The sequence below is a fragment of the Diaphorobacter sp. C33 genome (assembly GCF_030503915.1).
GTDB classification, from domain to species: domain Bacteria; phylum Pseudomonadota; class Gammaproteobacteria; order Burkholderiales; family Burkholderiaceae_C; genus Diaphorobacter; species Diaphorobacter nitroreducens.
The window spans coordinates 3,305,071-3,327,942 of the sequence record NZ_CP129980.1; the positions used below are offsets into that span (position 1 = coordinate 3,305,071).

The following is a 22,872-nucleotide window of genomic DNA, read 5'->3' on the forward strand; positions in this document are numbered from 1 at the left end:
GGCCATGAAGCCCGGCCTGTCGCTGCGCGTCTCGCAGCACCTGGCGCTCACACCGCAGTTGCAGCAGTCGATCCGCCTGCTGCAGCTGTCCACGCTGGAGCTGGCCCAGGAGGTCGAGCAAATGCTCGACGAGAACCCCTTCCTGGAGCGCACGCTGGAAGAGGCCCCGCGCGAGGAGTTCGGCCTGGCCCAGGCCGATGCACCGGTGAGCGAGCAAGACCGAGAAGTTGAAGATGCTATTTATTCAGGAGCTGTCAGCGCAGGGCAGGAAAGCGCTACAAGCCAAAATGATGCAGAAACCTCCACAGCCGAATCCACGGCCGAACCCGCGGACTGGGAAGGCGACGGCTCGGTAGACCTGGCGCCCGACGACAGCGAGTGGGGCGGCGACGCCCCGGCGCGCAACGGTGCCGGCGCGGGGAGCGACGACGAGGTGGACGCCACCGAGCTGGCCCGCAGCCAGGAGTCGCTCACGGCCTTCCTGCATCGCCAGGCGCTGGCGCTGCGCCTGTCCGAGCTGGACATGGCCGCGCTGCGCTTCCTCATCGAATCGCTGAACGACGACGGCTACCTGGACGAGTCGCTGCAGGACCTGGCCGCCAGCCTGGCGGGCACCGAAGACCCCGAGCAACTCGATGAATTGGTGCACCGCTTCACCGTGGCGCTGCGCCTGCTGCAAAGCCTGGAACCCGCGGGCGTGGGCGCGCGCGGCCTGGCCGAATGCCTCACGCTGCAGCTGCGTGCGATGGACCAGGACGAAGAGGGCGACCCCGACGTGATCCAGGCCGCGCTGGCCATTTGCGACCAGCCGCTGGACCTGCTGGCCAAGCGCGACGTGCGCCGCCTGGCGCAGGCCTGCGGCACCAGCGAAGAGCGCACGCGCGCCGCGATGGCCTTGATCGCGCGGCTGGAGCCACGCCCGGGCAGGCGCTTTGCCGACGTGGACCGCAACATCATCGTGCCCGACGTGATCGTCAAGAAAACCGGCCGCGGCGGACAGCAGAACTTCAGCGTGCAGCTCAACCCGGACGTGATGCCGCGCCTGCGCGTGCACGACATCTACGCCGGTGCGTTGCGCGGCGGCCGTGGCGAAGGCCACCAGGCGCTGCAGGCACGGCTGCAGGAGGCGCGTTGGTTCATCAAGAACATCCAGCAGCGTTTTGACACCATCCTGCGCGTGTCGCGCGCCATCGTGGAGCGGCAGAAGAACTTCTTCGTGCATGGCGAACTGGCCATGCGCCCGCTGGTGCTGCGCGACATTGCCGATGAACTGGGCCTGCACGAGTCCACCATCAGCCGCGTGACCACCGCCAAGTACATGGCCACGCCGCAAGGCACCTACGAACTCAAGTATTTCTTCGGCTCGGGGCTGGGCACCGAAACCGGCGGCAACGCCTCCAGCACGGCCGTGCGCGCGCTCATCAAGCAGTTCATCGCGGCCGAGAACCCGCACAAGCCGCTGTCGGACAGCCAGATCGCCGAGATGCTCAAGGAGCAGGGCATTGAATGTGCGCGCCGCACCGTGGCCAAATACCGTGAGGCGCTCAAGATCGCCCCGGCCAACCTCCGCAAGGCACTTTGAACCATGGCACGCGTCGTCTTCGACCTTCCCCCGCACTTCGGCTTCAGTACCGAGCTGCAGATCTACATCAGCCATGTCAACCAGGGCGGACACCTGGACAACGCGCAGTTGCTCAGCCTCGTGTCCGAGGCGCGCGTGCGTTTCTTCAAGTCGCTGGGTTACCCCGAGGCCGACGTGGCGGGCCTGTCCACCGTGGTGGGCGACATCGTGGCGCAGTACAAGTCCGAGGCGTTCCACGGCGAGACGCTGCGCGTGGAGATGACGCCGCAGGACTTCAACCGCTACGGCTTCGACCTCGTCTTCCGGTTGACCGAGAAGAGCCGGGGGCGCGAGATCGCGCGCGGCAAGACCGGCATCGTCTTCATCGACCGGGCGGCCCGCAAGCCCGCACCCATTCCTGAATCCGTGCTCCAGCCATTGCTGCAGCGCGCAGCACAGCCGCAATGAACCAGCTTCAACTCTTTTTGCCCTGCGCCGCTGGCGTGGAGGGCTATCTGGCCGACGAGGTGCACAGCCTCACGGGGCTGGCCGGGCAGGACCTGCTCGTGGGCCGCGCGGGCGTGCTGCTGCGCGCCTCGTGGCGCGATGCGCTGCGCCTGAACCTACACAGCCGCCTGGCGCAGCGCGTGCTGGTGCAACTGGCCGAGCGGCCCTACCGCAACGAGGACGACATCTATGCCGCCGCGGCCGACGTGGCCTGGGAGATCTGGTTCACCCCGCGCCAGAGCTTCAAGGTGGAGGTGACGGCCCAGCACAGCCCGCTCAAGAGCCTGAACTTCGCCGCGCTGCGCGTGAAGGATGCCGTGGCCGACCGCTTCCGCGCCAAGGCCGGCGTGCGTCCCGACGTGCAGACGCAGTGGCCCGACGTGCGCGTGCACCTGCACCTGACCAGCGACCGCGCCCAGATCTACATCGACACCTCGGGCGAGCCGCTGTTCAAACGCGGCTGGCGCGAGGACAAGGGCGACGCGCCGCTCAAGGAAACGCTGGCCGCCGCCATGATCGCCGCCACCGGCTGGGACCCGCATGGCGAGCAGCCGCTGCCGCTGTACGACCCCTGCTGCGGCAGCGGCACCGTGGTCATCGAGGCTGCGCAGATCGCCTGCCGCATCGCGCCGGGGCTGCAGCGGCGCTTTGCCTTCGAGAAGCTATTGCCGCACCAGGCGCATGTCTGGTCTGCTATCAAGGATGAAGCGGCCAGCGCCGTTACCGCGGCTTCGGTGCCGATTTTTGGCAGCGACGTGTCGCACCGCATGGTGGACTTTGCCCAGCGCAATGCCGTGCGCGCCGGCGTGGCCGACGCGGTGCAGCTGCGCGGCGGCGACGCGCTGCAGCGCATGCCGCCCAGTGAACAACCCGGGGTGATGCTGCTGAATCCGCCGTATGGCGAGCGCATCGCCGCGGCGGGCACGGCGGGGCGCAATGCGCGTGAGCGCATGTCCACGGTCGAGCGCATGGGCCGCGAGACGGCGCAGACCGAGGACGGCGTGGACTTCTTCGCGCAGTTGGCCGCACACTGGAAGAAGCACTACGCCGGCTGGCAGGCCTGGATGCTCACGCCCGACCTCAAGCTGCCCGGCAAGATGCGCCTGAAGGAGTCGCGCCGCGTGCCGCTGTGGAACGGCCCCATCGAATGCCGCCTGTTCCGCTTCGACCTCGTGGCGGGCGCCGTGCGGGATCGGCCGCGCGCCGGCCACACGGGGGAGGGCGGCGCGGCCAACGGTGCGCCGGGTGCGCCGGGTGCGCCGGCCGGCGGAGCCTCGGATGCGTCCTGAGCTGCGCCTGCCCGCCGTGGCGCCGGCGGGCGAGAGAGCGCGTGCCGTGGTGCTGGACACCAACATCGTGCTCGACCTGTTCATCTTCGCCGACGCGGCCGTGGCCACCGTGCGTGCGCTGCTGCAGGCCCAGCGCCTGGACTGGATTGCCACGCAGCACATGCGGGACGAACTGGAGCGCGTGCTGCAGTACACCCACCTGCAGCCGCGTATGGCGTACTACGGCGTGGGCGCGGATGACGTACTGACGGCGTTCGACGCGGGCGTGCGCCTGGTCGAGGTGGCGCCACGCGCGCCCTGGGCCTGCAAGGACGCGGACGACCAGAAGTTCATCGACCTGGCGGTCGCGCACCGCGCCATCATCGTGTCCAAGGACAAGGCCGTGCTTTGCATGCGAAAACGGCTGTTGACGCAGGACACGCATGCGGTGGCAGCTATTGTTTTTGAAGAGATTTGCGAACCATGTCCAACCTGATCGTGCATGGCGGCACGCCGCTGCGTGGCCGCGTCACCCCCTCGGCCAACAAGAACGCGGTGCTGCCCGTGCTGTGCGCCACGCTGCTCACGCGCGCGCCGCTGCGCCTGGTGGGCGTGCCCGACATCACCGACGTGCGCAAGATCCTGGAGATCTTCCGCACCCTGGGCAGCGAGGTGCGCTGGGACCATGCCAGCGCCACGCTGGAACTGCACCACCAGGCCACGCATTTCGACGCCGCCACGCACCGCCTGCCCGAGGAGATGCGCTCGTCCATCATGCTGGTGCCGCCGCTGCTGGCGCGCTTCGGCGTGGCGCGGCTGGAGGACAACGTGAAGGGCTGCACCCTGGGCGTGCGCGAGATCGACCCGCATGTGGAGGTCTTTCGCAGCTTCGGCGGCCAGGTGGAGCGGGCCGAGGGCTCGCTGCTGGTGCGCCGCGTGGGCATGCTCACGCCGGTGCACCACTGGCTGGACTATGCCTCGGTGACCACCACCGAGAACTTCGTGCTGTGCGCCGTGGCCGCGCAGGGCACCTCCACGCTGACCAACGCGGCGTCCGAGCCGCACGTGCAGGAGTTCTGCCGCTTCATGCAAATGCTGGGCGCGCAGATCGAGGGCGTGGGCACCTCGCGGCTTACGGTGCATGGCGGCGGCGACCTGGGGGGCGGTGAATTCCGCTTTGCCGAGGACTTTCACGAGATCACCACCTTCCTGGCGCTGGGGGCCATCACCGGCGGCGACGTGGTGGTGAAGAACAGCGCGCCGGAGAACTTCCCGCTGATCGACCGCACGTTTGCCAAGTTTGGCGTGCGCGTGGAGCACCGGGACGGCTGGTCGCGCGCCTTCGTGGACGGGCCGCTCACGGTGCAGACGCCCTTCACCCCCAACGTGCTGACCAAGGTGGAGGCCGCGCCCTGGCCCTATTTCCCCGTGGATCTGCTGCCGATCTTCATCGCGCTGGGCGTGCGCGCGCAGGGCAACGCGATGTTCTGGAACAAGGTGTACGACGGCGCTTTAGGCTGGACGGGCGAGCTGTCCAAGTTTGGCGCGCATGTGTACCAGTCCGACCCGCACCGCATCGTCACCTTCGGTGGCGGGCCGCTGGCGCCGGCGGTGGTGGAGAGCCCCTACATCATCCGCGTGGCGATCGCGCTGTTCATGGTCGCGGCCAGTATCCCGGGGCGCTCGGAGATCCGCAACGCCACGCCCATCCGCCGCGCGCACCCGCACTTTGTGGAGAACCTGCGCAGCCTGGGGGCCCGGGTGGAGTGGACGGCAGAGGAGTAGCCGCGCCCTGATCGCCCCAGCCTTCGCTGCGCTGCAGCACAAAAGTGGATTGTGGTTTATACTTACGCCCAAGGGTTAACACTTAGTGGTTAACCCGGTGTTGGTCGGCGTATGAGATGCGCGCCGTTCCGCACCGGATGAGCATCTCAGTCAGGAAACCACACCATGCGCGAAGCCGTCCGTCTGATCCTCGAGTTCATCCAAGAAGCCCGCGAGGCCCATCTGGAGATCGCCAGCCAATAAGGCTGGGTGGGCCGCCCAGACGGCCCTTTGTTACCGACCGCTGCGCCCCATTGCCTTGGCATGGGGCGTTTCTGTTTTTAAGGCCAAATCAAGCTCTAGCGCTTGTGTAATAAGCGCGAACAGCTATTAATACAATAGCTAACGCGCAACCTACGACGTTACACTGCGCGCCTCAGGCCTCCTGGGGCTCTGTTTCTCCTCCTCCTTAGCCCGCGGGTCCAAGCCCCGCCCGATTCCGCATGAACGCCACCTCCGACACCCCCGCATCCGCCGCCGCCTCCGCCCTGGGGCCGGACGAACTGGATGAACTCGACAGCCTGCTGGACGACCTGCGCACGCGTGAGGAAGATGTGCCGCAGTGGGAGTTCTGCGACGGCTTCCTGACGGCGCTGGTCTGCACGCGCCGCCCCGTGCCCGCGGCGGAATGGCTGCCCATGCTGTTGGGCGACGGCCTGGAGCTGGACGTGGCCGAAGGCGAGCCCCTGCCGCTGGTGCCCACGTTCAAGGACCTGGCGCAGCAGGAGCGCTTTCTTGCCTTGTGGGAGCTGCGCCGCGCCGAGGTGCAGGCGCAATTGGACGAGCAGGCCGAATCGCTAGACGCCGACAACGCCTTCCAGCCCGAGGTGATCGACATGCGCGGCGCCATCGCCAGTCTGCCCGAGGAGGAGCGCGCCGAGATGGCGGGGCAGGAGATTCCTTCCTTCGGCCAGGTCTGGGCACTGGGCTTCATGTTCGCCGTGGAGAACTGGTCCGAGGACTGGGCCACCCCGCGCGACAAGGAAGCCGCCCAGTGGCTGGATGGCGCGCTCGAATCCATCGTCGCCCTCACCGAGGACGACACCGGCAAGCCCGAGATCTGCATGTACGCCGAAGACGGCCCGCCCAGTACCAGCCAGGAGCGCCTGGAGGTCTTTGGCGAGGCCATCTGGGGCGTGTACGACCTGCGCCAGCTCTGGCGCAGCCTGGGTCCGCGCCAGGAAACCATCGTCAAGGGCGAGCAGCCCGGCCGCAACGACCCTTGCCCCTGCGGCAGCGGCAAGAAGTACAAGAAGTGCTGCGGCGCGGCTTGACGCGGCCCGGCCTAGCGCGGCCTTGCCTGGTGTAGCTGGCCTGACGCGGCGCGGTCTGACGCGGCCCGGTTCGACTCGCCGGCATTGAGTGGGCGGCACGCAGCCGGTGGCCCGGTATTGCGCTCTGGGCCTGCCCAGGTGCTATGGCGCCGCCAGGCCCAGTGGGACCGTCAGGAGCGCGAAGGGGCGGGCAGCTGGGCCAGCAACTGCGCCAGCCGCCCCAGCGCGTGGCGCACCGTGGCGGTGCGCACGGCGGCGCGGTCTCCGGCAAAGCGCCGCAGTTCCGAATGGGTGGCGCCCGCCACGCACCAGCCGAACCACACCGTGCCCACCGGCTTGTCCGGGCTGCCGCCCGTGGGGCCGGCCACGCCCGTCACGGCCACGCTGACCTGCGCGGCGCTGTGGCGCACGGCGCCCTCGGCCATGGCGCGGGCCACGGGCTCGCTCACGGCGCCGTGGGCCGTGATGAGATCGGCGGGCACGCCCAGCAGCGCGGTCTTGGCGGCGTTGGAATAGCTGACGAAGCCGCGCTCGAACCATTGGCTCGACCCCGACAGGTCGGTGCAGGCCGCCGCGATCAGGCCGCCGGTGCAGCTCTCGGCCGTGGCCAGCATCCAGCCGCGTGCGAGCAGGTCCGTGGAGATATGAATCAAATCGGCCTTCAGCGCTTGTCCATCAAGCGCTGGCAGCTCTATTTTTGATAGTTCCATGGCACTCACCCGAACCAGTGGCGCCACAGCGCGATCACCAGCAGCGTGCAGAACGCGGCCACCAGGTCGTCCAGCATGATCCCCAGGCCGCCGCGCCAGCCGAAGCCCTTGAACAACCGGTCGGCCCAGGCCACAGGGCCGGGTTTGGCGGCATCGAAATAACGGAACAGCGCAAAGGCGGCGAGCTGGCCCCAGAAGCCCATGGGCATGGCCAGCCACAGCACGATCCAGATCGCGACGATCTCATCCCACACGATGTGGCCGGGGTCTGCCACGCGCATGTGGCGTGCGGTGACGGTGCAGGCCCACCAGCCCAGCAGCAGCGACAGCGCGATCAGCAGCCCCATGCCGCGCGGCGTGAGCCACAGTTGCAGCACCAGGAACGCCAGCCATCCCCACAGCGTGCCCACCGTGCCCGGTGCCACACGCGACAGTCCGCTGCCAAAGCCCAGCGCGATGCAGTGCGCGGGGTGCACGAACAGAAAGCGGCGCAGGGCGTGGGGCGGCAGCGGGGTGGGGGGCGGCGTATCGGGCATGGGCGACAAGGATGCGAGGGCCGGCCGATGCTACCAGCGGCGCCGGCCCGGTAGCGGGAGCGGTCAGGCGAAGTGGTCGAACGAGGCGAAGTGCTGCGCCACGGGCTGCCCCTGGCTGTCCACCACACGCAGGCCGGGCGCGGGCTCGACGCGGCCGATGCGCGTGGCGCGCGTACCGCTGGCCTGCGCGGCGGCCTGCACGGCGGCCTGCTGTGCGGGAGGGGCGGTGAAGACCAGTTCGTAGTCGTCGCCGCCGGCCAGCGCGCATTGCATCAGCGTTTGTGCGTCAAAATCGGCTGTAGCGCCCGCCTGCTGGGCGCTAGCAGCTAGCAAATTGGTAGCGACGGTGGCGTCCACGCAGGCGCCCACGCCCGAGGCCTTCAGGATGTGACCCAGGTCGCCCAGCAGGCCATCGCTCACGTCGATGGCGCTGCTGGCCACGCCGCGCAGCGCCAGACCCAGCGCCACGCGCGGTGTGGGCTGCTCCAGCCGTGGGCGCAACTGCTGCAGGGCGGCGGGCGGCAGCGCCAGGCGGCCGCGCAGCGCATCCAGCGCCAGGCGCGCCTCGCCGGGCGTGCCGCTCACGTAGATGTCGTCGCCCACCCGCGCACCGCTGCGCAGCAGGGCCTGGCCCGTGGGCACTTCGCCGAACACGGTGACGCAGAGGTTCAGCGGCCCCTGCGTGGTGTCGCCACCGACCAGTTCGCACTGGTGCGCGTCGGCCAGCCGCAGCAGGCCGTCCGCAAACGCCTGCAGCCAGGGCGCATCCACGCGCGGCAACGCCAGCGCCAGCGTGAAGGCCAGCGGCCTGGCGCCGCAGGCGGCCAGGTCCGACAGGTTCACCGCCAGCGCCTTGTGGCCCAGGTGCGCGGGGTCCACGTCGGCAAAGAAATGGCGGCCCTCGACCAGCATGTCGCTGGACACGGCCAGCTGCATGCCGGGCGTGACCGACAGCAGCGCGCAGTCGTCGCCCACGCCCAGCGCCGCACGGCGCACCGGGCGCGTGAAGTAGCGCGCAATCAGGTCGAACTCACCCATGGGCGGCTGCCGCGTTCAGATGTCGTGCCCGCGAAAGCGCAGCGCGGCCTGGCGGCTGACCTCGGCCAGCAACTGCTCTTCGCGCTGGCGCTCGCGCAGCCAGCGGGCGTCGTTCTGGCCCAGCGCGGTCTCACCGCGCAGCATGTGCAGCGCGCCCGATGCGCCATGCGTGCCGGCGTAGCGCGCCACGTGGTCCAGCGTCTGCAGGATGTGGTCGCGCAGCGGCATGTGGTCGCCGCTGGCAGGGTCCACGTACACCGCGTCCAGCCCGAAGCGGCAGGCCTGGAAGCGGTTGTAGGTGTAGACGAGGTAGTCGTCCTCGGTGGGGGTGAAGGGCTGCTCGGCCAGGAACCACGCGGCCAGCGACTGCACGTAGCCGGCCAGCGCCGCGGCGCGCTCGATGGTGAGCGGCGTGTCGAACACGCGGATCTCGATGGTGCCGTACTCGGGCTTGGGGCGGATGTCCCAGTAAAAGTCCTTCATGCTCTTGACCACGCCGGTGCGCGTCATTTTGTTGAAGTACTGCTCGAACTCGCTCCAGGTGAGTACGCAGGGCGCGCGGCCCGACAGCGGGAACGCGAACACCGAGTTGAGGCGCGCGGAGTCGAACTGCGTGTCCTGCGCCTGCACGTACGGGCTGGAGGCCGACAGCGCGATGAAGTGCGGAATGTAGCGGCTCATGCGGTGCAGCATGAGCAGGGCGGAGTCGGCGTCGGGGCAGCCGATGTGCACGTGCTGACCGAAGATGGTGAACTGCTTGGATAGGTAGCCGTACAGCTGCGACAGCTCCTGAAAGCGCGGCTTGTCGTAGATGCGCCGCTCGTGCCATTGCTGGAAGGGGTGCGTGCCGCCGCCGACGACGGCGATGTTGAGCTTGTCCGCGCTCTTGACCAGCGCGTCGCGGATCTGCGTGAGTTGGCCCAGCACCTCGGAGCTGCTGTGGCACACGCCGGTGGAGATCTCGATCATGCTGTTGGTCATCTCGGGCACCACGCTGCCGGGCAGCGGCACCTTCTTCATGAGGCGCAGCATGTCCTCGGCGTAGGGCGCGAGGTCGTAGTCGTTGGTGCTCACGAGCTGCAGTTCCAGCTCGACGCCCAGCGTCAGGGGCTCGGAATGGTGGAAGGCTTCAAGACTCACGTTGGGTGTCTCCGGTGTTGCTGCCGCGGCTGCTCAGGGGCGCCCAGGGCTTGGAGCTTTCGCCCGCGCGGTAGATGGCCACGGTGGCGATCACCGCGCCCAGCACTTCCATCACCAGGATGGCCGGCAGGGCGATGCGCGCGATCAGGTGGCCCGTGGAGGCCGAGGCCACCACGAACTGCGAGGCCACCAGCAATGCGATGGCCGACATCGGCGCCATGGCGCAGCTCAGCCACAGGGCCTGGCGCCAGCTGGCGCCACTGCCCGCGTTGCCCACGCCCACGCCCAGCGCCTTGGCCAGCAGGCGCACGAAGATCAGCGCCAGCACGGCGCCGACCACCGGGCCGCTCCAGTCGGCCTGCGCGGCGACGGTGGAGACGAGCACGAACATCAGCATCGTCAGCAGCGAAGAGGCGGTGCCCATCTGCCGCGGCCAGGCCCAGGGGCGCGGGTGCAGCTGCTTGAGCAGCATGCCGCCCAGCAGCGCGGCCAGCGGGGCCGAGCCGCCCATGTGCGCGGTGACGGCGGTGCTGGCGGCGATCAGGGCCATCAGCAGCATGGAGGTGTTCTCGCTCGTCGGGCTCATCACGCGCAACGCCAGGCGCAGGATGAGCGACAGCAGCGCACCCACGGCCACAGAAACGCCCAGCACCACCAGCGCGGGATACAGCGTGCCCACCAGGCCCACGCCCGGGCGGTTGATGAGCTCGGCCTGCGCGCTGCCCAGCGCCAGCGCATACAGGGACGACAGCGTTGCGAGCACCACGGCACGGTCGGTCACGGGGCCGGCGGCGCGCGTGTCGGACACCACGCGCGTCAGAACCGCCGGTGATGCCGCCATTGCGACCAGGGCCAGCGGGCCGGCGGCGCGCTCGGGTACGTCGAACCACAGCATCGTCCAGTACACCGCGAAATAGGTGAAGGCGGACTCCGCGATGCTCTGCACCAGCACCATGGGGTTATGGCGGAACCAGCGCAGTGGAATGCGACCGCCCGCCTCGAACAGCACCACGGCCACGCCTAGCTCCACCAGGAACAGGCCAATGCCCTGCAGCGGCCACACGGCGCCGCCAAAGCCCAGCAGGCCCACGATGGTGCCCACGAGCGTGTAACCCACGACCTTGGGCAGGCCGCTGTAGCGTTGCACCAGATAGCCCGTGATGGAGGCCACGGCCAGCAGCAGCGACCACTGCACCGTGGGCAACCCCGCCGATGGGCGCAGCCACTGCGCCCAAAAGCTCATCAGCTCATTCATTGTTGTAGATCCTCTGTCTCGTGCGGGCAGGCCCGCTGGATGCCCGGGCGCAGCCTGCCCCAAGGGCGCGCGCTGCAGCTGCGTGGAACGTGACTACGTTCCCAGGCTGTTAACTGAATGTATCTGCAGCGGTCGCGTTGCTTCTGTAGGACGGCGCGCAGCCTGCGGTGGGCGCACCTTATCAGACGGTGCGGCGCGGGGGCAGGAAAAAGCCCAGCGGCGCGCTGCGCCAGCGCGCCAGCAGCGCGCGGTAGATGCGCGCGCGGTCCACGCTGCCCACGTTGTGCGCACGCAATGCCAGGCGGAACGCCAGGTAGAAGCTGACGAGGACGTTGAGCGCACCGTTGAAGGGCACCATGGCCACGGCCCACCAGAAAGCAGGCTGGTGCAGCACGTCCATGCCCAATGTGGCGCTGGCCACGCCGATCTGCCCGGTGGACAGCGTAACGTGGCGCACATCCAGGCCCAGCCCGAAGAACGCGGCAAAGGCCGGCGTCAGCCCCAGCATGAAGCCGAGCGAAATGTTGGCCGCAAAGCCCGAGATGTTGCCCCGCAGAAAGCGCGCCCAGCGGGCGGCGCGTGCAGCACCCAGCATGTGCGTGATGCGCGGGTTGTACTGGATGGCCGAGTCCAGCCGGCGCAATACGAACCAGTTCTCCACCCAGCCCGCGAAAATGCTGGACGCGAACAGCAGCACGCCGGTGAAGGCCGCGAACAGCAGCGAGGGGCCCAGCAGGTGCAGCGACTGCAGCACGTGTTCCGCCTGGGCCGTGCCAATGGCCGGCTGCCCGAGCATCTGCGCGATAAGCAGCGCCAGGGCCAGCGCCGCGGGGAACACCAGCAGCACGTTGCCCAGCACGGCGGCCACCTGCGAGCGCACGAGGTGCGCGACCTCGTCCACGAAGGACTCCAGCCCCTGCGCCTCGTCCAGGTCCTTGAGCTTGGCGGCCATGGCGGGTGCCGTCATGGCGGGCTGCTTGGTGGCCACGGTGAAGTGCAGCAGCTGGATCAGCACGAAGCTGACGGCGTAGTTCACGCCCGCCATGAAGCCGCCCCAGAACGCGGATAGCGCCAGCGCGTACAGCCCGAACTTGGCCAGCGTGGTGAAGGCCATCACCAGCCCGCCGCCGGCCGCCTTGCGCACCATGGCCAGGTATTCGCCTGCCGTGCGGGTGATGTAGTGCGCGCCTGTCTCGGCACTGCGCTCGGCGACCTTGGCCGCCAGCATGGACGAGTTGGACGCCACCAGCGCACGCAGGCTGCGCCGCTCGCGCCCCACGGTCACCAGGCGCGCAAGGAACTTGGCCGCCGCCACGGCGGGGCGGGGCGACAGCAGGCATTCCAGCAGCTCGCGCACGCGCAGGATGCGCTCGCGCAGCTGGCGCAGGCGAAATACCAGGCCCACGGAGATGCCGTTGTCCTCGAAGTGTGCATACACCGTGTTGGTGGCGGCGCGGCAGGCGTCCAGGCGCTCGCGCAGGCGCTGCACGGCTTCCTGCAGGCGGTCGCCGGTGCGCAGCGGGTGCTCCACCTCCACGCGCAGGCTCTCCACATCGCGGATCAGCGCATGAAAGGGCTGGGCCTCGCGCGCCTCTTCGCTCATGCGCAGACGCAGCTCGGGCGCAAAGCCGGTGGACAGGATCTGCCCGGCGCAGTAGGTGATGGCGTCCAGCAGCGCGCGCTGCCAATGGCTGGCGCCGCCCTGCTCGCAGGCGGGCACCAGCACGGCCAGCAGGCGGCCCAGCAGGGTTTCGTCCAGCGACGCCAGCCAGCGCGCGTCGAAATCGCCAGGCAGCGCCAGCATGAACAACTCCGACGCATCCAGCGTTTCGGGGCTGGAGGGCAGCAGTTTGTAGCGCACGCGCTCGGCCAGCTCGCTGGCCATGGAGGTGCGCTGGGCAAAGCCGAAGTCCGCCAGCAGCGTGGTGATGTCCACCTGTTGCGTGAGCGCTGCCCACCAGGCCTGCAGCCGCACTTGGATGTCGGGCGAGCGTTCCGCCGCTTCGACCAGCAGGGCCACGCGGCCTGCGGCGCCCTCTGTGGACTGGCCGTCGCCACGCACCCAATCCAGCACGGCGATGAGTTGCAAGTGCCGCTGTGCCAGCGGTGCGGTCGGGTCGATACCGGCGAGCAGCTGCGCCAGGTCAGGGCCGCTGCGGCTCAATGCAGCACCCTTGCCGCCATGGGCTGGCCCGGTTGGCCGGGCGAGAAGGCCTCCAGCACGAACAGCTCGATCGGACAGGTGAACGGCTCACCATCCTCAGCCACGCAGAAATAGCTGCCGTGCATGCTGCCGCTGGCGGTGCGCAGGCGGCAGCCGCTGGTGTACTGAAATGCCTCACCGGGCTTGAGCAGCGGTTGCTGGCCCACCACGCCCAGGCCCTTGACCTGCTCGGTGTGGCCATTGGCGTCGGAGATGATCCAGTGGCGTGAAATCAGCTGCGCGGTCACGTCGCCCGTGTTGGTGATCGTGATGGTGTAGGCAAAGCTGTATACGCCTTCGTCGGGCGCGGACTCGTCGGGTAGGTACTGCGGCTGCACCTCCACCTGGAACTGGTATTTCGGCATCGTGTAATGGTAGCGGCGATGGTGAGTCCCGCGCCGCACAAGGACCCGCTCCGGCTGTGCCCGGCATGCGACCGTCGCGCGGCGGCGGCGTCAACTGCGACAATCGCGGCCATGAGCCGCACCTACCGCATCGCCCCTTCTATCCTGTCCGCCGACTTTGCCCGCCTGGGTGAGGAAGTGCGCAACGTCATCGCCGCCGGCGCCGACTGGATCCACTTTGACGTGATGGACAACCACTATGTGCCCAACCTCACCTTCGGCCCGATGGTGTGCCAGGCCCTCAAGCCCCATGCCGTGACGCCCGCAGGGCACGCCGTACCGATCGACGTGCACCTGATGGTGCAGCCCGTGGACGAACTGGCCACGGCGTTTGCCAAGGCGGGGGCGGACCTCATCAGCTTCCACCCCGATGCCTCGGCGCACGTGCACCGCAGCATTCAGAACATCCGCGCGCAGGGCTGCAAGGCGGGCCTGACCTTCAACCCCGCCATGCCGCTTGACGTGCTGGACTGGGTGATCGAGGACATCGACCTGATCCTGTTGATGAGCGTGAACCCCGGCTTTGGCGGACAGAGCTTCATCGACAGCACGCTGCGCAAGATCGAGGCGGCCCGCAAGCGCATCGAGGCCTCGGGTAAGGACATCCGCTTGGAGGTGGACGGTGGCATCAAGGCCGACAACATCCGCCGGGTGGCGGATGCGGGCGCGGACACGTTCGTTGCAGGTAGCGCCATCTTCGGCAAGAGCGACTACAAGGCGGTGATCGACGCCATGCGCGCCGAACTGGCGTGAGGCGCCGCCGCGCGGCTTGATCGCAATCCGCTGAAAGGCCTATTGCACCGGCGTGGTGGCTTCGCGCAGCACGCCACCGCCTTCCACCGAGCCCGACACCGTGGCGCTGCTGCGCACGCGCGCCTCGCAATCGGACCGGTCCTGTGGAGTCTTGAAGGCCTCGCAGCGGGCCAGCGCGTTGCGCTCATAGATGCTGGTGTCGCTGCTGGACAGCTGGCCCGTGCGCGCGGCCTGGGCGGCCGCCCCTGCCTCGCGTACGCAGGCGGCGCGGCTTTCCGCGGGCACGGACGCGCAGGCGGCACGGTCGCTGCTGTACTGGCTGCGCACTTCGTTGGCAGCCTGCGCCGCGCCGGCGCACAGCAGCAATGCGGCGGGAAGCAGGGCGGTGAATCGATGCAATGCCATGGGATGACCTCCTGAAAGGCGATGGTTTTGACGGTTCCAACAATGGCTGTCCAGCGTAGGACGCCACCCGGAAGGCGTCTGTCCGCATGCGGCGCCGTGGTGTGTCGGACGGGTCGGACAGCGCATACACTGCCCGCGCTCAATGCATGACTGACAAGGACAAGGGATGGAACGGGTGCAACAAGACCTCGCCGCGCTGCTCGCGCGCACCGACGCCGCGATCGTGGACCTCGACGGCACCATGGTGGATACGTTGGGTGATTTTGCCGAGGCGCTCAATCGCATGCTGCGCGACCTGCAGCTGCCCGCCATCGCGCCGGGGGCGATCGAGCGCATGGTCGGCAAGGGGTCGGAGCATCTCCTGCGTTCAGTGCTAAAACACGTTCTAGCGCCCGACCAGCAAGCGCTGACAGCTATGCAATTGGAAGCAAAGGCCGAGGCCTTGTATCCCCAGGCGTGGGAGCGCTACCAGCACCATTACCTGGCCATCAACGGCCAGTATGCGGCGCTGTACGCCGGCGTGGCCGAAGGGCTTGCGGCGCTGCACCGCACCGGTCGGCCGCTGGTGTGCCTGACCAACAAGCCCACCGACTTCGCCCGGCCTCTGCTGCGCGCCAAAGGGCTGGACGGCTTCTTCACCCACGTGTTCGGCGGCGATGCGTTCGCGCGCAAGAAGCCCGACCCGCTGCCACTGCTCAAGGCCTGCGAGGCGGTGGGAACCTCGCCGGCGCGCACGCTGATGATCGGCGACTCCAGCAACGATGCCCAGGCCGCGCGTGCGGCGGGCTGCCCCGTGGTGCTGGTGACGTACGGCTACAACCACGGCCAGCCCGTGCGCGGCGTGGACGCGGACGGCTACGTGGATGCGCTCACCGAGCTGATCGCTAGCTGAATTCCTCCGGCCGCATGCGCGCCATGGGCGCCGCGCGGGGCACCCGGGTCCTCAGAAGCTCTCCCATTCGTCGTTGTCGGCAGCCGTGCGGGCCGCCTGCGCGGGTTGAGGGCGCGCTGCCGCCGGACGTGCCAAGGCGGCGGCCGGCGCCCGGGCGGGCGCCGGGGGAGTGGCGGGCCGGGCAGGGGCGGCGGGTGTCGCGGAGGTGGCGGGTACGGGAGCCGGCACGGCCGCGGCATGCGCGGGCGCCATGCGTGGCAGGGCGGAGGCGTTCTGCGCCAGCCTGAACACGGCGACGGCCTCGACGAGCTCGCGGGCCTGGCCGCTGAGGCTGCTGGCGGCGGCGGCCATCTCCTCGACCAGCGCGGCGTTCTGCTGCGTGGCCTGGTCCATCTGGGTGATGGCCTCGCCCACCTGGGCCACGCCCGAGCTTTGCTCGCTGCTGGCGGCGCTGATCTCCCCCATGATGTCGGTCACGCGGCGAATGGCGGTGACCACCTCGGTCATGGTGGCACCGGCCTTGTCCACCAGCTGCGAGCCCTGCTCCACGCGCTCCACGCTGGCGGTGATGAGCTGCTTGATCTCCTTGGCGGCCTCGGCCGAGCGCTGCGCCAGCGCGCGCACCTCGCCGGCCACCACGGCAAACCCGCGGCCTTGCTCACCGGCACGCGCGGCCTCCACGGCGGCATTCAGCGCCAGGATGTTGGTCTGGAAGGCAATGCCATCGATCACCCCGATGATGTCGGCGATCTTGCGGCTGGACTCATTGATGCCGCGCATGGTGTCCACCACCTCGGAGACCACCTCGCCGCCCTGCACGGCGACGGTGCTGGCATTCATGGCGAGTTGGTTGGCCTGGCGGGCGTTGTCGGCGTTCTGGCGCACGGTGGCGCCCAACTGCTCCATGGAGGCGGCCGTTTCTTCCAGGGCGCTGGCCTGGCTCTCGGTGCGGCCGGACAGGTCGTGGTTGCCCTGCGAGATCTCCGCGCTGGCCGTGGCCACGTGCTCGGAGCTTCGGCGCACGCCCTGCACGATCTCGGCCACGTTGTCGCGCATGGTCTGGATGCCGTGGATGACGCTGTCGCTGTCGCGGGCGGGTGGTATTTCGACGGCCAGGTTGCCTTGCGCCATCTCATGGGTGATGGCGTTGAGCTGGCTGGGCTCGGCGCCCAGCTGGCGCAGGATGCTGCGCGCCACCAGCCAGCCAATGGCCAGCAGCAGCAGCGCGAGCACGGCAGTCACCGCGCCCGAGCGGGCCAGCCGGCTCACGAACGTGGCCTGCACGTTGTCGACGTACACGCCGGAGCCGATCACCCAGCCCCAGGGCTCGAAACCCATCACGTACGAGGCTTTCTCCACGGGCTGGTCGCTGCCCGGCTTGGGCCACATGTAGCTCACGAAGCCTGCGCCGCTCCTTTTCACGGTGTTGACGAACTCCACGAACAGATGCTTGCCCGTGGGGTCCTTGTTGCTGCTGAGGTCCTGCCCCTGCAGCTCGGGGCGGATGGGATGCATGACCATGCGCGGGTGCATGTCGTTGATCCAGAAATACTCCGAGCCGCTGTAGCGCAGCGGCCGCAGCGCATCCATTGCGCGCTGCTTGGCCTCTTCCTCGGTGATCGTGCCCTTGCTGGCCTGCGCGTGGAAGTGCACGACGATTCCATGTGCCGCCTCCACGGTCTGGCGCACGCTGGCCTGGCGCTCACCCATGATCAGGGAGCGTTCGGTCCACATGATGCTGGCAACCAGCGCCAGCATGGCCAGTATGGCCAGGGCCACCAAGCCGCCGAGGCGGCGGGAAACGGGCAATCGGTAGAACATTTGCATGGTGGTATTCCCCGCCGCTGGCGGCTGCAGGTGGTTTAGAAACTTTCCCAGGCGCCGTCGTCGGCGGAAGGTGCCGGCGCAGCCTTTGGCGAGGCGGAGACGGGGCGGGCCTGGCGTGCCGCCGGTTGTACAGGCGCGGACGCCGGGCGTGCGGGGGGCGCGGCCTGCGTCACGGCGGGTGCGGATGGCTGGGGCGTCCGGAGGGCGGCGGGCGTTGCGAGTGCGTGGCCATGGCTCGCCAGCTTGAACACGGCGACGGCCTCGACGAGCTCGCGGGCCTGGCCGCTGAGGCTGCTGGCTGCGGCGGCCATCTCCTCGACCAGCGCGGCGTTCTGCTGCGTGGCCTGGTCCATCTGGGTGATGGCCTCGCCCACTTGGGCCACGCCCGCGCTTTGCTCGCTGCTGGCGGCGCTGATCTCCCCCATGATGTCGGTCACGCGGCGAATGGCGGTGACCACCTCGGTCATGGTGGCACCGGCCTTGTCCACCAGCTGCGAGCCCTGCTCCACGCGCTCCACGCTGGCGGTGATGAGCTGCTTGATCTCCTTGGCGGCCTCGGCCGAGCGCTGCGCCAGCGCGCGCACCTCGCCGGCCACCACGGCAAACCCGCGGCCTTGCTCACCGGCACGCGCGGCCTCCACGGCGGCATTCAGCGCCAGGATGTTGGTCTGGAAGGCAATGCCATCGATCACCCCGATGATGTCGGCGATCTTGCGGCTGGACTCATTGATGCCGCGCATGGTGTCCACCACCTCGGAGACCACCTCGCCGCCCTGCACGGCGACGGTGCTGGCATTCATGGCGAGTTGGTTGGCCTGGCGGGCGTTGTCGGCGTTCTGGCGCACGGTGGCGCCCAACTGCTCCATGGAGGCGGCCGTTTCTTCCAGGGCGCTGGCCTGGCTCTCGGTGCGGCCGGACAGGTCGTGGTTGCCCTGCGAGATCTCCGCGCTGGCCGACGCGACGCTCTCCGCATTGGCGCGCACGCCGGCCACTACGCGAGCGAGGTTGCCCTGCATGTGGCCCAGTGCCTTCAGCAGCGCCGCGGCTTCGTCGCGGCCGTGGGCTTGGATGGACTGGGTGAGGTCGCCTTCGGCGATCAAGCCTGCGCCGCGCACGGCCAACTGCAGGGGCCCGGTCACGGATCGGCTCAACAAGATGGCGGCGCCCGCGCCCACCAGCAGCGCCACTGCGGTCACGACCATCAGGATGGCGCGACTGAGCGTGGCCTGCTTGGCAGCGTTGTCGCGGGTGCTTTCGTACAGCGCGCGCTGGCGCTGTTCCATGGCGACGATGGACTGTAGGTAAGCGTCGGCCAACGGCTTGAGCTGGCTGTCGAGCAACTCACCCACACTCTCGCCGGCAGCCTTGCGCTTGAGCAATTCAGCCCGCGGGCCGCGATAGGCTTCGCGCGTCTTCGCGATGTCGGCGAGCAAGCGGCGTCCTTCGTCGGTGGTCACCAGCCGCTCCACCACCTCCTGCGCCTTGGATGCTTCTTCGGAGGTCTTGGCAATCTCGCTTTGCCAGCTCGAGAGATGGGAGGTGTCCGCATCCAGGATGGCGGCGCGCGTGCGCACCCAGTTCAGGTCAATCGCCTGCCGCCATGTGCTGGCGGCGCGCAGCCGTTCGTTGTCCGTGCTGGTGAGCTGATGGGTGACGCTTGCCAATTCCTGCAAACGCCATATGCCTACCGCCGCGATGACCACGGTGATGAGCAGAACCAAGCCGAAGGACAAGGCCAGGCGCGTGCCGACCTTGAGGTTGCTGAGATGCATAGAGGCCCCTTGCTGCGTAATTGCAATAAAGTGTATCGCCAAGGGGAGGTGGCTGAAAACGCCATCAAGGGGGCAATGGCATGCTTTCTCTGCGCATCGTCACTGCGTGGGCCGACGGGCTTTATTCCTTGCCCAGCAGGGCGTCCTTGAGCTTCCAGTCGGCGGGCTGGCTGCCGAGCCAGATGCCCAGCAATGCGTTGAAGAATTCGGGCTCCTTGAACGGTTCGCCCTGCGGGACGCCCTTCACCGTCACCTGCGTGCCCGTGCCGGGCAGCCAGTCCACGACGAACTGTTCGCCCGCCATGAGCTTCTTGTGCTCTGAAAAGATCTGGCTCATGCGCAGCACGCCCGGAATCAGCTTGGAAAAGGCGGCCTTGTCCATGTTGTCTTCCATACCGCGCGAGAACAGCTTGCCGAGTTCCGTGGAGTCGATGTCGCGCAGCATGGTCACGCTGATGCGCTTGGGGCCGCGCAGCGCGTAGACCTCGGCAGGCGTGGACGCCTTCTTCTCCAGGTACAGGCCTGCGGCATACACCTTGAACACGGCCTTGTAGCGCACACCGGCGCCATTGAGTTGCAGCTTGCTGCCGCCCAGGTCGAGAGTGGGCTCGAACTTGACGCCGGCTGCGGTCGTCGGCTCCGTCGATGCGGGAGCCGGAAGCGCCAGGCACAGGGGAAGGGCCAGAGCACCCCACTGCAGGGTGCGACGACGGGTGAAGGGCATTGCGCAACTCCAAAAAAGAACGATCGTTCGTTTCTAAATGTTGCGCCATCGAGGGGCGGTCGGCAATAGGGTTTTCGCGTGGATGCGCTGCAGCATCCACCGCGCAGGTGACAAAGTGCTTTGCTACACTGCGGGTCCATGTTCATTCACCACACGTTCATCACAGGTTGCAGCGACCGGGGAGCCTGGCCCTGGCGCAAGCCTGCGTCGTTGAACCCCTGACTGCACCTGGGCGCCTCCCCAGCGTGCGCCCGTGGCCCCACACGTGCTGTCCTGCACGGGGCCGACTCCTCTGAATGATCCTGCGGCGCACTGGCGCAGCCAGCGACCGCGCCGCACGAGCTGGGAATCTTCTTGTGATCACTGAACTGGAATTCAAAAGCCTGGCCAGCGAAGGCTACAACCGCATCCCGCTGATGGCGGAAGCCTTTGCGGACCTGGAAACCCCTCTCTCCCTGTACCTCAAGCTGGCCCATGGCAAGGGCGACGGCAAGCACAGCTTTTTGCTGGAGTCGGTCGTCGGCGGCGAGCGCTTCGGGCGCTACAGCTTCATCGGCCTGCCTGCGCGCACCTTGCTGCGGTCCAGCGGCTTCGGCGATGCGGCGCGCACCGAGGTGGTGACCGACGGCCAGGTGGTGGAGACGCACCCGGGCAACCCGCTGGACTTCATTGCCGCCTACCAAAAGCGCTTCAAGGTGGCGCTGCGCCCGGGGCTGCCACGCTTTTGCGGCGGGCTGGCGGGCTACTTCGGCTACGACGCGGTGCGCTATATCGAGAAGAAGCTAGAGGCCACCTGCCCGCCCGACACGCTGGGCTGCCCCGACATCCTGCTGCTGCAGTGTGAGGAACTGGCGGTCATCGACAACCTCTCGGGCAAGCTGTACCTCATCGTCTACGCCGATCCGGCCCAGCCCGAGGCCTACGCCAGGGGCAAGAAGCGCCTGCGGGAGCTGAAGGACCAGCTCAAGTATTCCGTGAGCGCGCCCGTGGTGCGGCCCACCGAGAGCCACACCGCACAGCGCAGCTTTGCCAAGGCCGACTACTTGGCGGCCGTGGAGCGCGCCAAGGAACTCATCGCCGCGGGCGACTTCATGCAGGTGCAGGTGGGCCAGCGCATCCACAAGCGCTACACCGAATCGCCGCTGTCGCTGTACCGCGCGCTGCGCTCGCTGAACCCGTCGCCGTACATGTACTACTACAACTTCGGCGATTTCCAGGTGGTGGGCTCCAGTCCCGAGATCCTGGTGCGCCAGGAGAGCACGCCCGAGGGGCAGAAGGTCACCATCCGCCCGCTGGCCGGCACGCGCCCGCGCGGCGCCACGCCCGAGGCCGACAAGGCCACCGAAGTGGAACTGGTGAACGACCCCAAGGAACGCGCCGAGCACGTGATGCTGATCGACCTGGCGCGCAACGACATCGGCCGCATCGCCAAGACCGGCACCGTGAAGGTGACCGAGGCCTTCGCGGTCGAGCGTTACAGCCACGTGATGCACATCGTGAGCAACGTGGAGGGCATCCTCAACGACGGCATGACCAGCATGGACGTGCTCAAGGCCACCTTCCCGGCCGGCACGCTCACCGGCGCGCCCAAGGTGCACGCCATGGAACTGATCGACCAGCTGGAGCCCAGCAAGCGGGGCCTCTACGGCGGCGCCTGCGGCTATCTGAGCTATGCGGGCGACATGGATGTGGCCATCGCCATCCGCACCGGCATCGTCAAGGACGGCACGCTCTACGTGCAGGCGGCGGCCGGCGTGGTGGCCGACTCGGTGCCCGAGCTCGAATGGAAGGAAACGGAACACAAGGCGCGCGCCCTGCTGCGTGCGGCCGAACTGGTGGAGGAGGGGCTGGAATGACCACCCGTGCAATCGACAAGACCCAGCCCTGCGCCAGCATGGCCGAGGTGCGCGCGCGCATCGACGCGCTGGACGACATCCTGGTGCCGCTGCTCGTGGAGCGCGGCGGCTACATGACCCAGGCTGCCCTCAACAAGCCGCGCGAAGACCAGGTGCGCGACGAAGCGCGCATCGAGGCCATCGTGCAGCGCGTGCGCGCGCGTGCGGCGGCCGAGGGCGGCGAGCCCGACGTGATCGAGGCCATCTACCGCAGCATGATGGAGGCCTACATCGCCTACGAACACCGTGAATTCGCGCGCCTGTGCGCAGAGGGCCGCAAGGGCCAGGAGGTGACGCCATGACGCGCGTGCTGATGGTCGACAACTACGACAGCTTCACCTACAACATCGTGCAGTACTTCGGCGAGCTGGGCGCCGAAGTCGAGGTGTTCCGCAACGACGAGATCACGCTGGAGGGCATTGCCGCGCGTGCGCCCGACCGGCTGGTGATCTCGCCCGGGCCCTGCTCGCCGGCCGAGGCGGGTATCTCGGTGGCGGCGATCCAGCACTTCGCGGGCAAGCTCCCCATCTTGGGCGTGTGCCTGGGCCACCAGAGCATTGGCGCGGCCTTCGGCGGCAAGATCATCCGGGCGCAGCAGCTCATGCATGGCAAGACCAGCGTCATCACCACCACGCAGACGGGCGTGTTCGCCGGGCTGCCCAAGCAGTTCACGGTGAACCGCTACCACTCGCTGTCCATCGAGCGCGCGAGCTGCCCCGAGGTGCTGGAGGTGACGGCCTGGACGGACGACGGCGAGATCATGGGAATCCGCCACCGCGAGCTGGCCATCGAGGGCGTGCAGTTCCACCCCGAGAGCATCCTCACCGAGCACGGCCACGCGATGCTCAAGAACTTCCTGGATCAAAAATAAGAGCTGCTAGCGC

General features: G+C 68.4%; 22 protein-coding genes. 11 read left to right on the top strand and 11 right to left on the bottom strand.

Annotated elements, in window-relative coordinates; translation table 11 throughout:
• Window positions 1-4 precede the first annotated feature (4 nt).
• The 6 genes from QY917_RS15575 to QY917_RS15600 all read left to right on the top strand — a co-directional run bounded on the left by QY917_RS15575 (window position 5) and on the right by QY917_RS15600 (window position 6,434).
• The gene (locus QY917_RS15575; protein ID WP_123674836.1) at window positions 5-1,582 is read left to right on the top strand and encodes an RNA polymerase factor sigma-54; all 1,578 of its coding nucleotides are present in this window, start codon (window positions 5-7) and stop codon (window positions 1,580-1,582) included.
• A gap of 3 nt (window positions 1,583-1,585) precedes the next feature.
• Window positions 1,586-2,029 (top strand): thioesterase family protein, encoded by a 444-nt coding sequence (locus QY917_RS15580; RefSeq protein ID WP_123674837.1) that lies wholly within the window; start codon window positions 1,586-1,588, stop codon window positions 2,027-2,029.
• Window positions 2,026-3,357, top strand: a complete 1,332-nt coding sequence (locus QY917_RS15585; RefSeq protein ID WP_123674838.1) for a class I SAM-dependent RNA methyltransferase — start codon at window positions 2,026-2,028, stop codon at window positions 3,355-3,357. The genes QY917_RS15580 and QY917_RS15585 overlap by 4 nt, the downstream gene beginning before the upstream one ends.
• Window positions 3,347-3,832, top strand: coding sequence for a putative toxin-antitoxin system toxin component, PIN family (locus QY917_RS15590; protein ID WP_123674839.1), 486 nt, complete (start codon window positions 3,347-3,349; stop codon window positions 3,830-3,832). Before QY917_RS15585 ends, QY917_RS15590 begins: the two co-directional genes overlap by 11 nt.
• A complete protein-coding gene (locus QY917_RS15595; RefSeq protein WP_011803815.1) occupies window positions 3,820-5,121 on the top strand; it encodes a UDP-N-acetylglucosamine 1-carboxyvinyltransferase in 1,302 nt (433 codons plus the stop codon). The genes QY917_RS15590 and QY917_RS15595 overlap by 13 nt, the downstream gene beginning before the upstream one ends.
• Window positions 5,122-5,603: 482 nt before the next feature.
• Window positions 5,604-6,434, top strand: coding sequence for a YecA family protein (locus QY917_RS15600; protein WP_123674840.1), 831 nt, complete (start codon window positions 5,604-5,606; stop codon window positions 6,432-6,434).
• 170 nt (window positions 6,435-6,604) lie between these two features.
• Here QY917_RS15600 and QY917_RS15605 read toward each other — a convergent pair whose 3' ends face one another.
• The 7 genes from QY917_RS15605 to apaG form a co-directional block, all read right to left on the bottom strand.
• Entirely contained in the window at window positions 6,605-7,144 is a 540-nt protein-coding gene (locus tag QY917_RS15605) for a CinA family protein (RefSeq protein ID WP_123674841.1), read from the bottom strand.
• Between the two features lie 5 nt (window positions 7,145-7,149).
• Window positions 7,150-7,680 (bottom strand): phosphatidylglycerophosphatase A, encoded by a 531-nt coding sequence (locus tag QY917_RS15610; RefSeq protein ID WP_011803818.1) that lies wholly within the window; start codon window positions 7,678-7,680, stop codon window positions 7,150-7,152.
• Window positions 7,681-7,743: 63 nt separating this feature from the next.
• Window positions 7,744-8,718 carry a thiamine-phosphate kinase gene (gene thiL, locus QY917_RS15615; RefSeq protein ID WP_123674842.1) on the bottom strand — a complete coding sequence of 325 codons (975 nt, stop codon included), beginning with the start codon at window positions 8,716-8,718 and terminating at the stop codon, window positions 7,744-7,746.
• Window positions 8,719-8,733: 15 nt separating this feature from the next.
• The gene (locus tag QY917_RS15620) at window positions 8,734-9,858 is read right to left on the bottom strand and encodes a YbdK family carboxylate-amine ligase (protein WP_012655413.1); all 1,125 of its coding nucleotides are present in this window, start codon (window positions 9,856-9,858) and stop codon (window positions 8,734-8,736) included.
• The gene (locus tag QY917_RS15625; protein WP_123674843.1) at window positions 9,848-11,113 is read right to left on the bottom strand and encodes a cation:proton antiporter; all 1,266 of its coding nucleotides are present in this window, start codon (window positions 11,111-11,113) and stop codon (window positions 9,848-9,850) included. Before QY917_RS15625 ends, QY917_RS15620 begins: the two co-directional genes overlap by 11 nt.
• 181 nt (window positions 11,114-11,294) lie before the next feature.
• The gene (locus tag QY917_RS15630; RefSeq protein ID WP_123674844.1) at window positions 11,295-13,277 is read right to left on the bottom strand and encodes a site-specific recombinase; all 1,983 of its coding nucleotides are present in this window, start codon (window positions 13,275-13,277) and stop codon (window positions 11,295-11,297) included.
• Window positions 13,274-13,681, bottom strand: a complete 408-nt coding sequence (gene apaG, locus QY917_RS15635; RefSeq protein WP_012655416.1) for a Co2+/Mg2+ efflux protein ApaG — start codon at window positions 13,679-13,681, stop codon at window positions 13,274-13,276. Before apaG ends, QY917_RS15630 begins: the two co-directional genes overlap by 4 nt.
• 111 nt (window positions 13,682-13,792) lie before the next feature.
• On the opposite strand from apaG, the gene rpe reads away from it, so the two are divergent.
• A complete protein-coding gene (gene rpe, locus QY917_RS15640) occupies window positions 13,793-14,473 on the top strand; it encodes a ribulose-phosphate 3-epimerase (RefSeq protein ID WP_123674845.1) in 681 nt (226 codons plus the stop codon).
• Window positions 14,474-14,512: 39 nt separating this feature from the next.
• Here the strand turns inward: rpe and QY917_RS15645 are convergent, their stop codons facing one another.
• The gene (locus QY917_RS15645) at window positions 14,513-14,878 is read right to left on the bottom strand and encodes a hypothetical protein (RefSeq protein WP_011803825.1); all 366 of its coding nucleotides are present in this window, start codon (window positions 14,876-14,878) and stop codon (window positions 14,513-14,515) included.
• Between the two features lie 166 nt (window positions 14,879-15,044).
• Between QY917_RS15645 and gph the strand changes: the two genes are divergently transcribed.
• The gene (gph, locus tag QY917_RS15650) at window positions 15,045-15,770 is read left to right on the top strand and encodes a phosphoglycolate phosphatase (RefSeq protein WP_088887799.1); all 726 of its coding nucleotides are present in this window, start codon (window positions 15,045-15,047) and stop codon (window positions 15,768-15,770) included.
• 51 nt (window positions 15,771-15,821) lie between these two features.
• Here the strand turns inward: gph and QY917_RS15655 are convergent, their stop codons facing one another.
• From QY917_RS15655 to QY917_RS15665, 3 genes are all read right to left on the bottom strand, one after another.
• The gene (locus QY917_RS15655) at window positions 15,822-17,597 is read right to left on the bottom strand and encodes a methyl-accepting chemotaxis protein (protein ID WP_123674846.1); all 1,776 of its coding nucleotides are present in this window, start codon (window positions 17,595-17,597) and stop codon (window positions 15,822-15,824) included.
• Between the two features lie 35 nt (window positions 17,598-17,632).
• Window positions 17,633-19,369: a methyl-accepting chemotaxis protein gene (locus tag QY917_RS15660; protein ID WP_123674847.1), complete on the bottom strand. Its 1,737-nt coding sequence runs from the start codon at window positions 19,367-19,369 to the stop codon at window positions 17,633-17,635.
• Between the two features lie 121 nt (window positions 19,370-19,490).
• Window positions 19,491-20,093 carry a chalcone isomerase family protein gene (locus QY917_RS15665; RefSeq protein WP_011803828.1) on the bottom strand — a complete coding sequence of 201 codons (603 nt, stop codon included), beginning with the start codon at window positions 20,091-20,093 and terminating at the stop codon, window positions 19,491-19,493.
• Window positions 20,094-20,449: 356 nt separating this feature from the next.
• Between QY917_RS15665 and trpE the strand changes: the two genes are divergently transcribed.
• From trpE to QY917_RS15680, 3 genes are read left to right on the top strand one after another with little or no spacing between them, the layout of a single operon-like run.
• Window positions 20,450-21,949, top strand: a complete 1,500-nt coding sequence (gene trpE, locus QY917_RS15670) for an anthranilate synthase component I (RefSeq protein WP_123674848.1) — start codon at window positions 20,450-20,452, stop codon at window positions 21,947-21,949.
• Window positions 21,946-22,290, top strand: a complete 345-nt coding sequence (locus QY917_RS15675) for a chorismate mutase (RefSeq protein WP_011803830.1) — start codon at window positions 21,946-21,948, stop codon at window positions 22,288-22,290. The genes trpE and QY917_RS15675 overlap by 4 nt, the downstream gene beginning before the upstream one ends.
• On the top strand, window positions 22,287-22,859 hold the full coding sequence (locus QY917_RS15680; RefSeq protein ID WP_012655422.1) for an aminodeoxychorismate/anthranilate synthase component II: 573 nt from the start codon (window positions 22,287-22,289) through the stop codon (window positions 22,857-22,859). The genes QY917_RS15675 and QY917_RS15680 overlap by 4 nt, the downstream gene beginning before the upstream one ends.
• Window positions 22,860-22,872 lie beyond the last annotated feature (13 nt).

Coding starts and splice junctions, on each gene's coding strand:
- apaG (WP_012655416.1), bottom strand. CDS start 13,681: ATGCCGAAATACCAGTTCCAGGTGGAGGTGCAGCCGCAGTACCTACCC.
- gph (WP_088887799.1), top strand. CDS start 15,045: ATGGAACGGGTGCAACAAGACCTCGCCGCGCTGCTCGCGCGCACCGAC.
- QY917_RS15610 (WP_011803818.1), bottom strand. CDS start 7,680: ATGCCCGATACGCCGCCCCCCACCCCGCTGCCGCCCCACGCCCTGCGC.
- QY917_RS15645 (WP_011803825.1), bottom strand. CDS start 14,878: ATGGCATTGCATCGATTCACCGCCCTGCTTCCCGCCGCATTGCTGCTG.
- QY917_RS15595 (WP_011803815.1), top strand. CDS start 3,820: ATGTCCAACCTGATCGTGCATGGCGGCACGCCGCTGCGTGGCCGCGTC.
- QY917_RS15575 (WP_123674836.1), top strand. CDS start 5: ATGAAGCCCGGCCTGTCGCTGCGCGTCTCGCAGCACCTGGCGCTCACA.
- QY917_RS15580 (WP_123674837.1), top strand. CDS start 1,586: ATGGCACGCGTCGTCTTCGACCTTCCCCCGCACTTCGGCTTCAGTACC.
- QY917_RS15680 (WP_012655422.1), top strand. CDS start 22,287: ATGACGCGCGTGCTGATGGTCGACAACTACGACAGCTTCACCTACAAC.
- QY917_RS15665 (WP_011803828.1), bottom strand. CDS start 20,093: ATGCCCTTCACCCGTCGTCGCACCCTGCAGTGGGGTGCTCTGGCCCTT.
- QY917_RS15660 (WP_123674847.1), bottom strand. CDS start 19,369: ATGCATCTCAGCAACCTCAAGGTCGGCACGCGCCTGGCCTTGTCCTTC.
- QY917_RS15655 (WP_123674846.1), bottom strand. CDS start 17,597: ATGCAAATGTTCTACCGATTGCCCGTTTCCCGCCGCCTCGGCGGCTTG.
- QY917_RS15585 (WP_123674838.1), top strand. CDS start 2,026: ATGAACCAGCTTCAACTCTTTTTGCCCTGCGCCGCTGGCGTGGAGGGC.
- rpe (WP_123674845.1), top strand. CDS start 13,793: ATGAGCCGCACCTACCGCATCGCCCCTTCTATCCTGTCCGCCGACTTT.
- QY917_RS15675 (WP_011803830.1), top strand. CDS start 21,946: ATGACCACCCGTGCAATCGACAAGACCCAGCCCTGCGCCAGCATGGCC.
- QY917_RS15625 (WP_123674843.1), bottom strand. CDS start 11,113: ATGAATGAGCTGATGAGCTTTTGGGCGCAGTGGCTGCGCCCATCGGCG.
- QY917_RS15605 (WP_123674841.1), bottom strand. CDS start 7,144: ATGGAACTATCAAAAATAGAGCTGCCAGCGCTTGATGGACAAGCGCTG.
- thiL (WP_123674842.1), bottom strand. CDS start 8,718: ATGGGTGAGTTCGACCTGATTGCGCGCTACTTCACGCGCCCGGTGCGC.
- QY917_RS15600 (WP_123674840.1), top strand. CDS start 5,604: ATGAACGCCACCTCCGACACCCCCGCATCCGCCGCCGCCTCCGCCCTG.
- QY917_RS15590 (WP_123674839.1), top strand. CDS start 3,347: ATGCGTCCTGAGCTGCGCCTGCCCGCCGTGGCGCCGGCGGGCGAGAGA.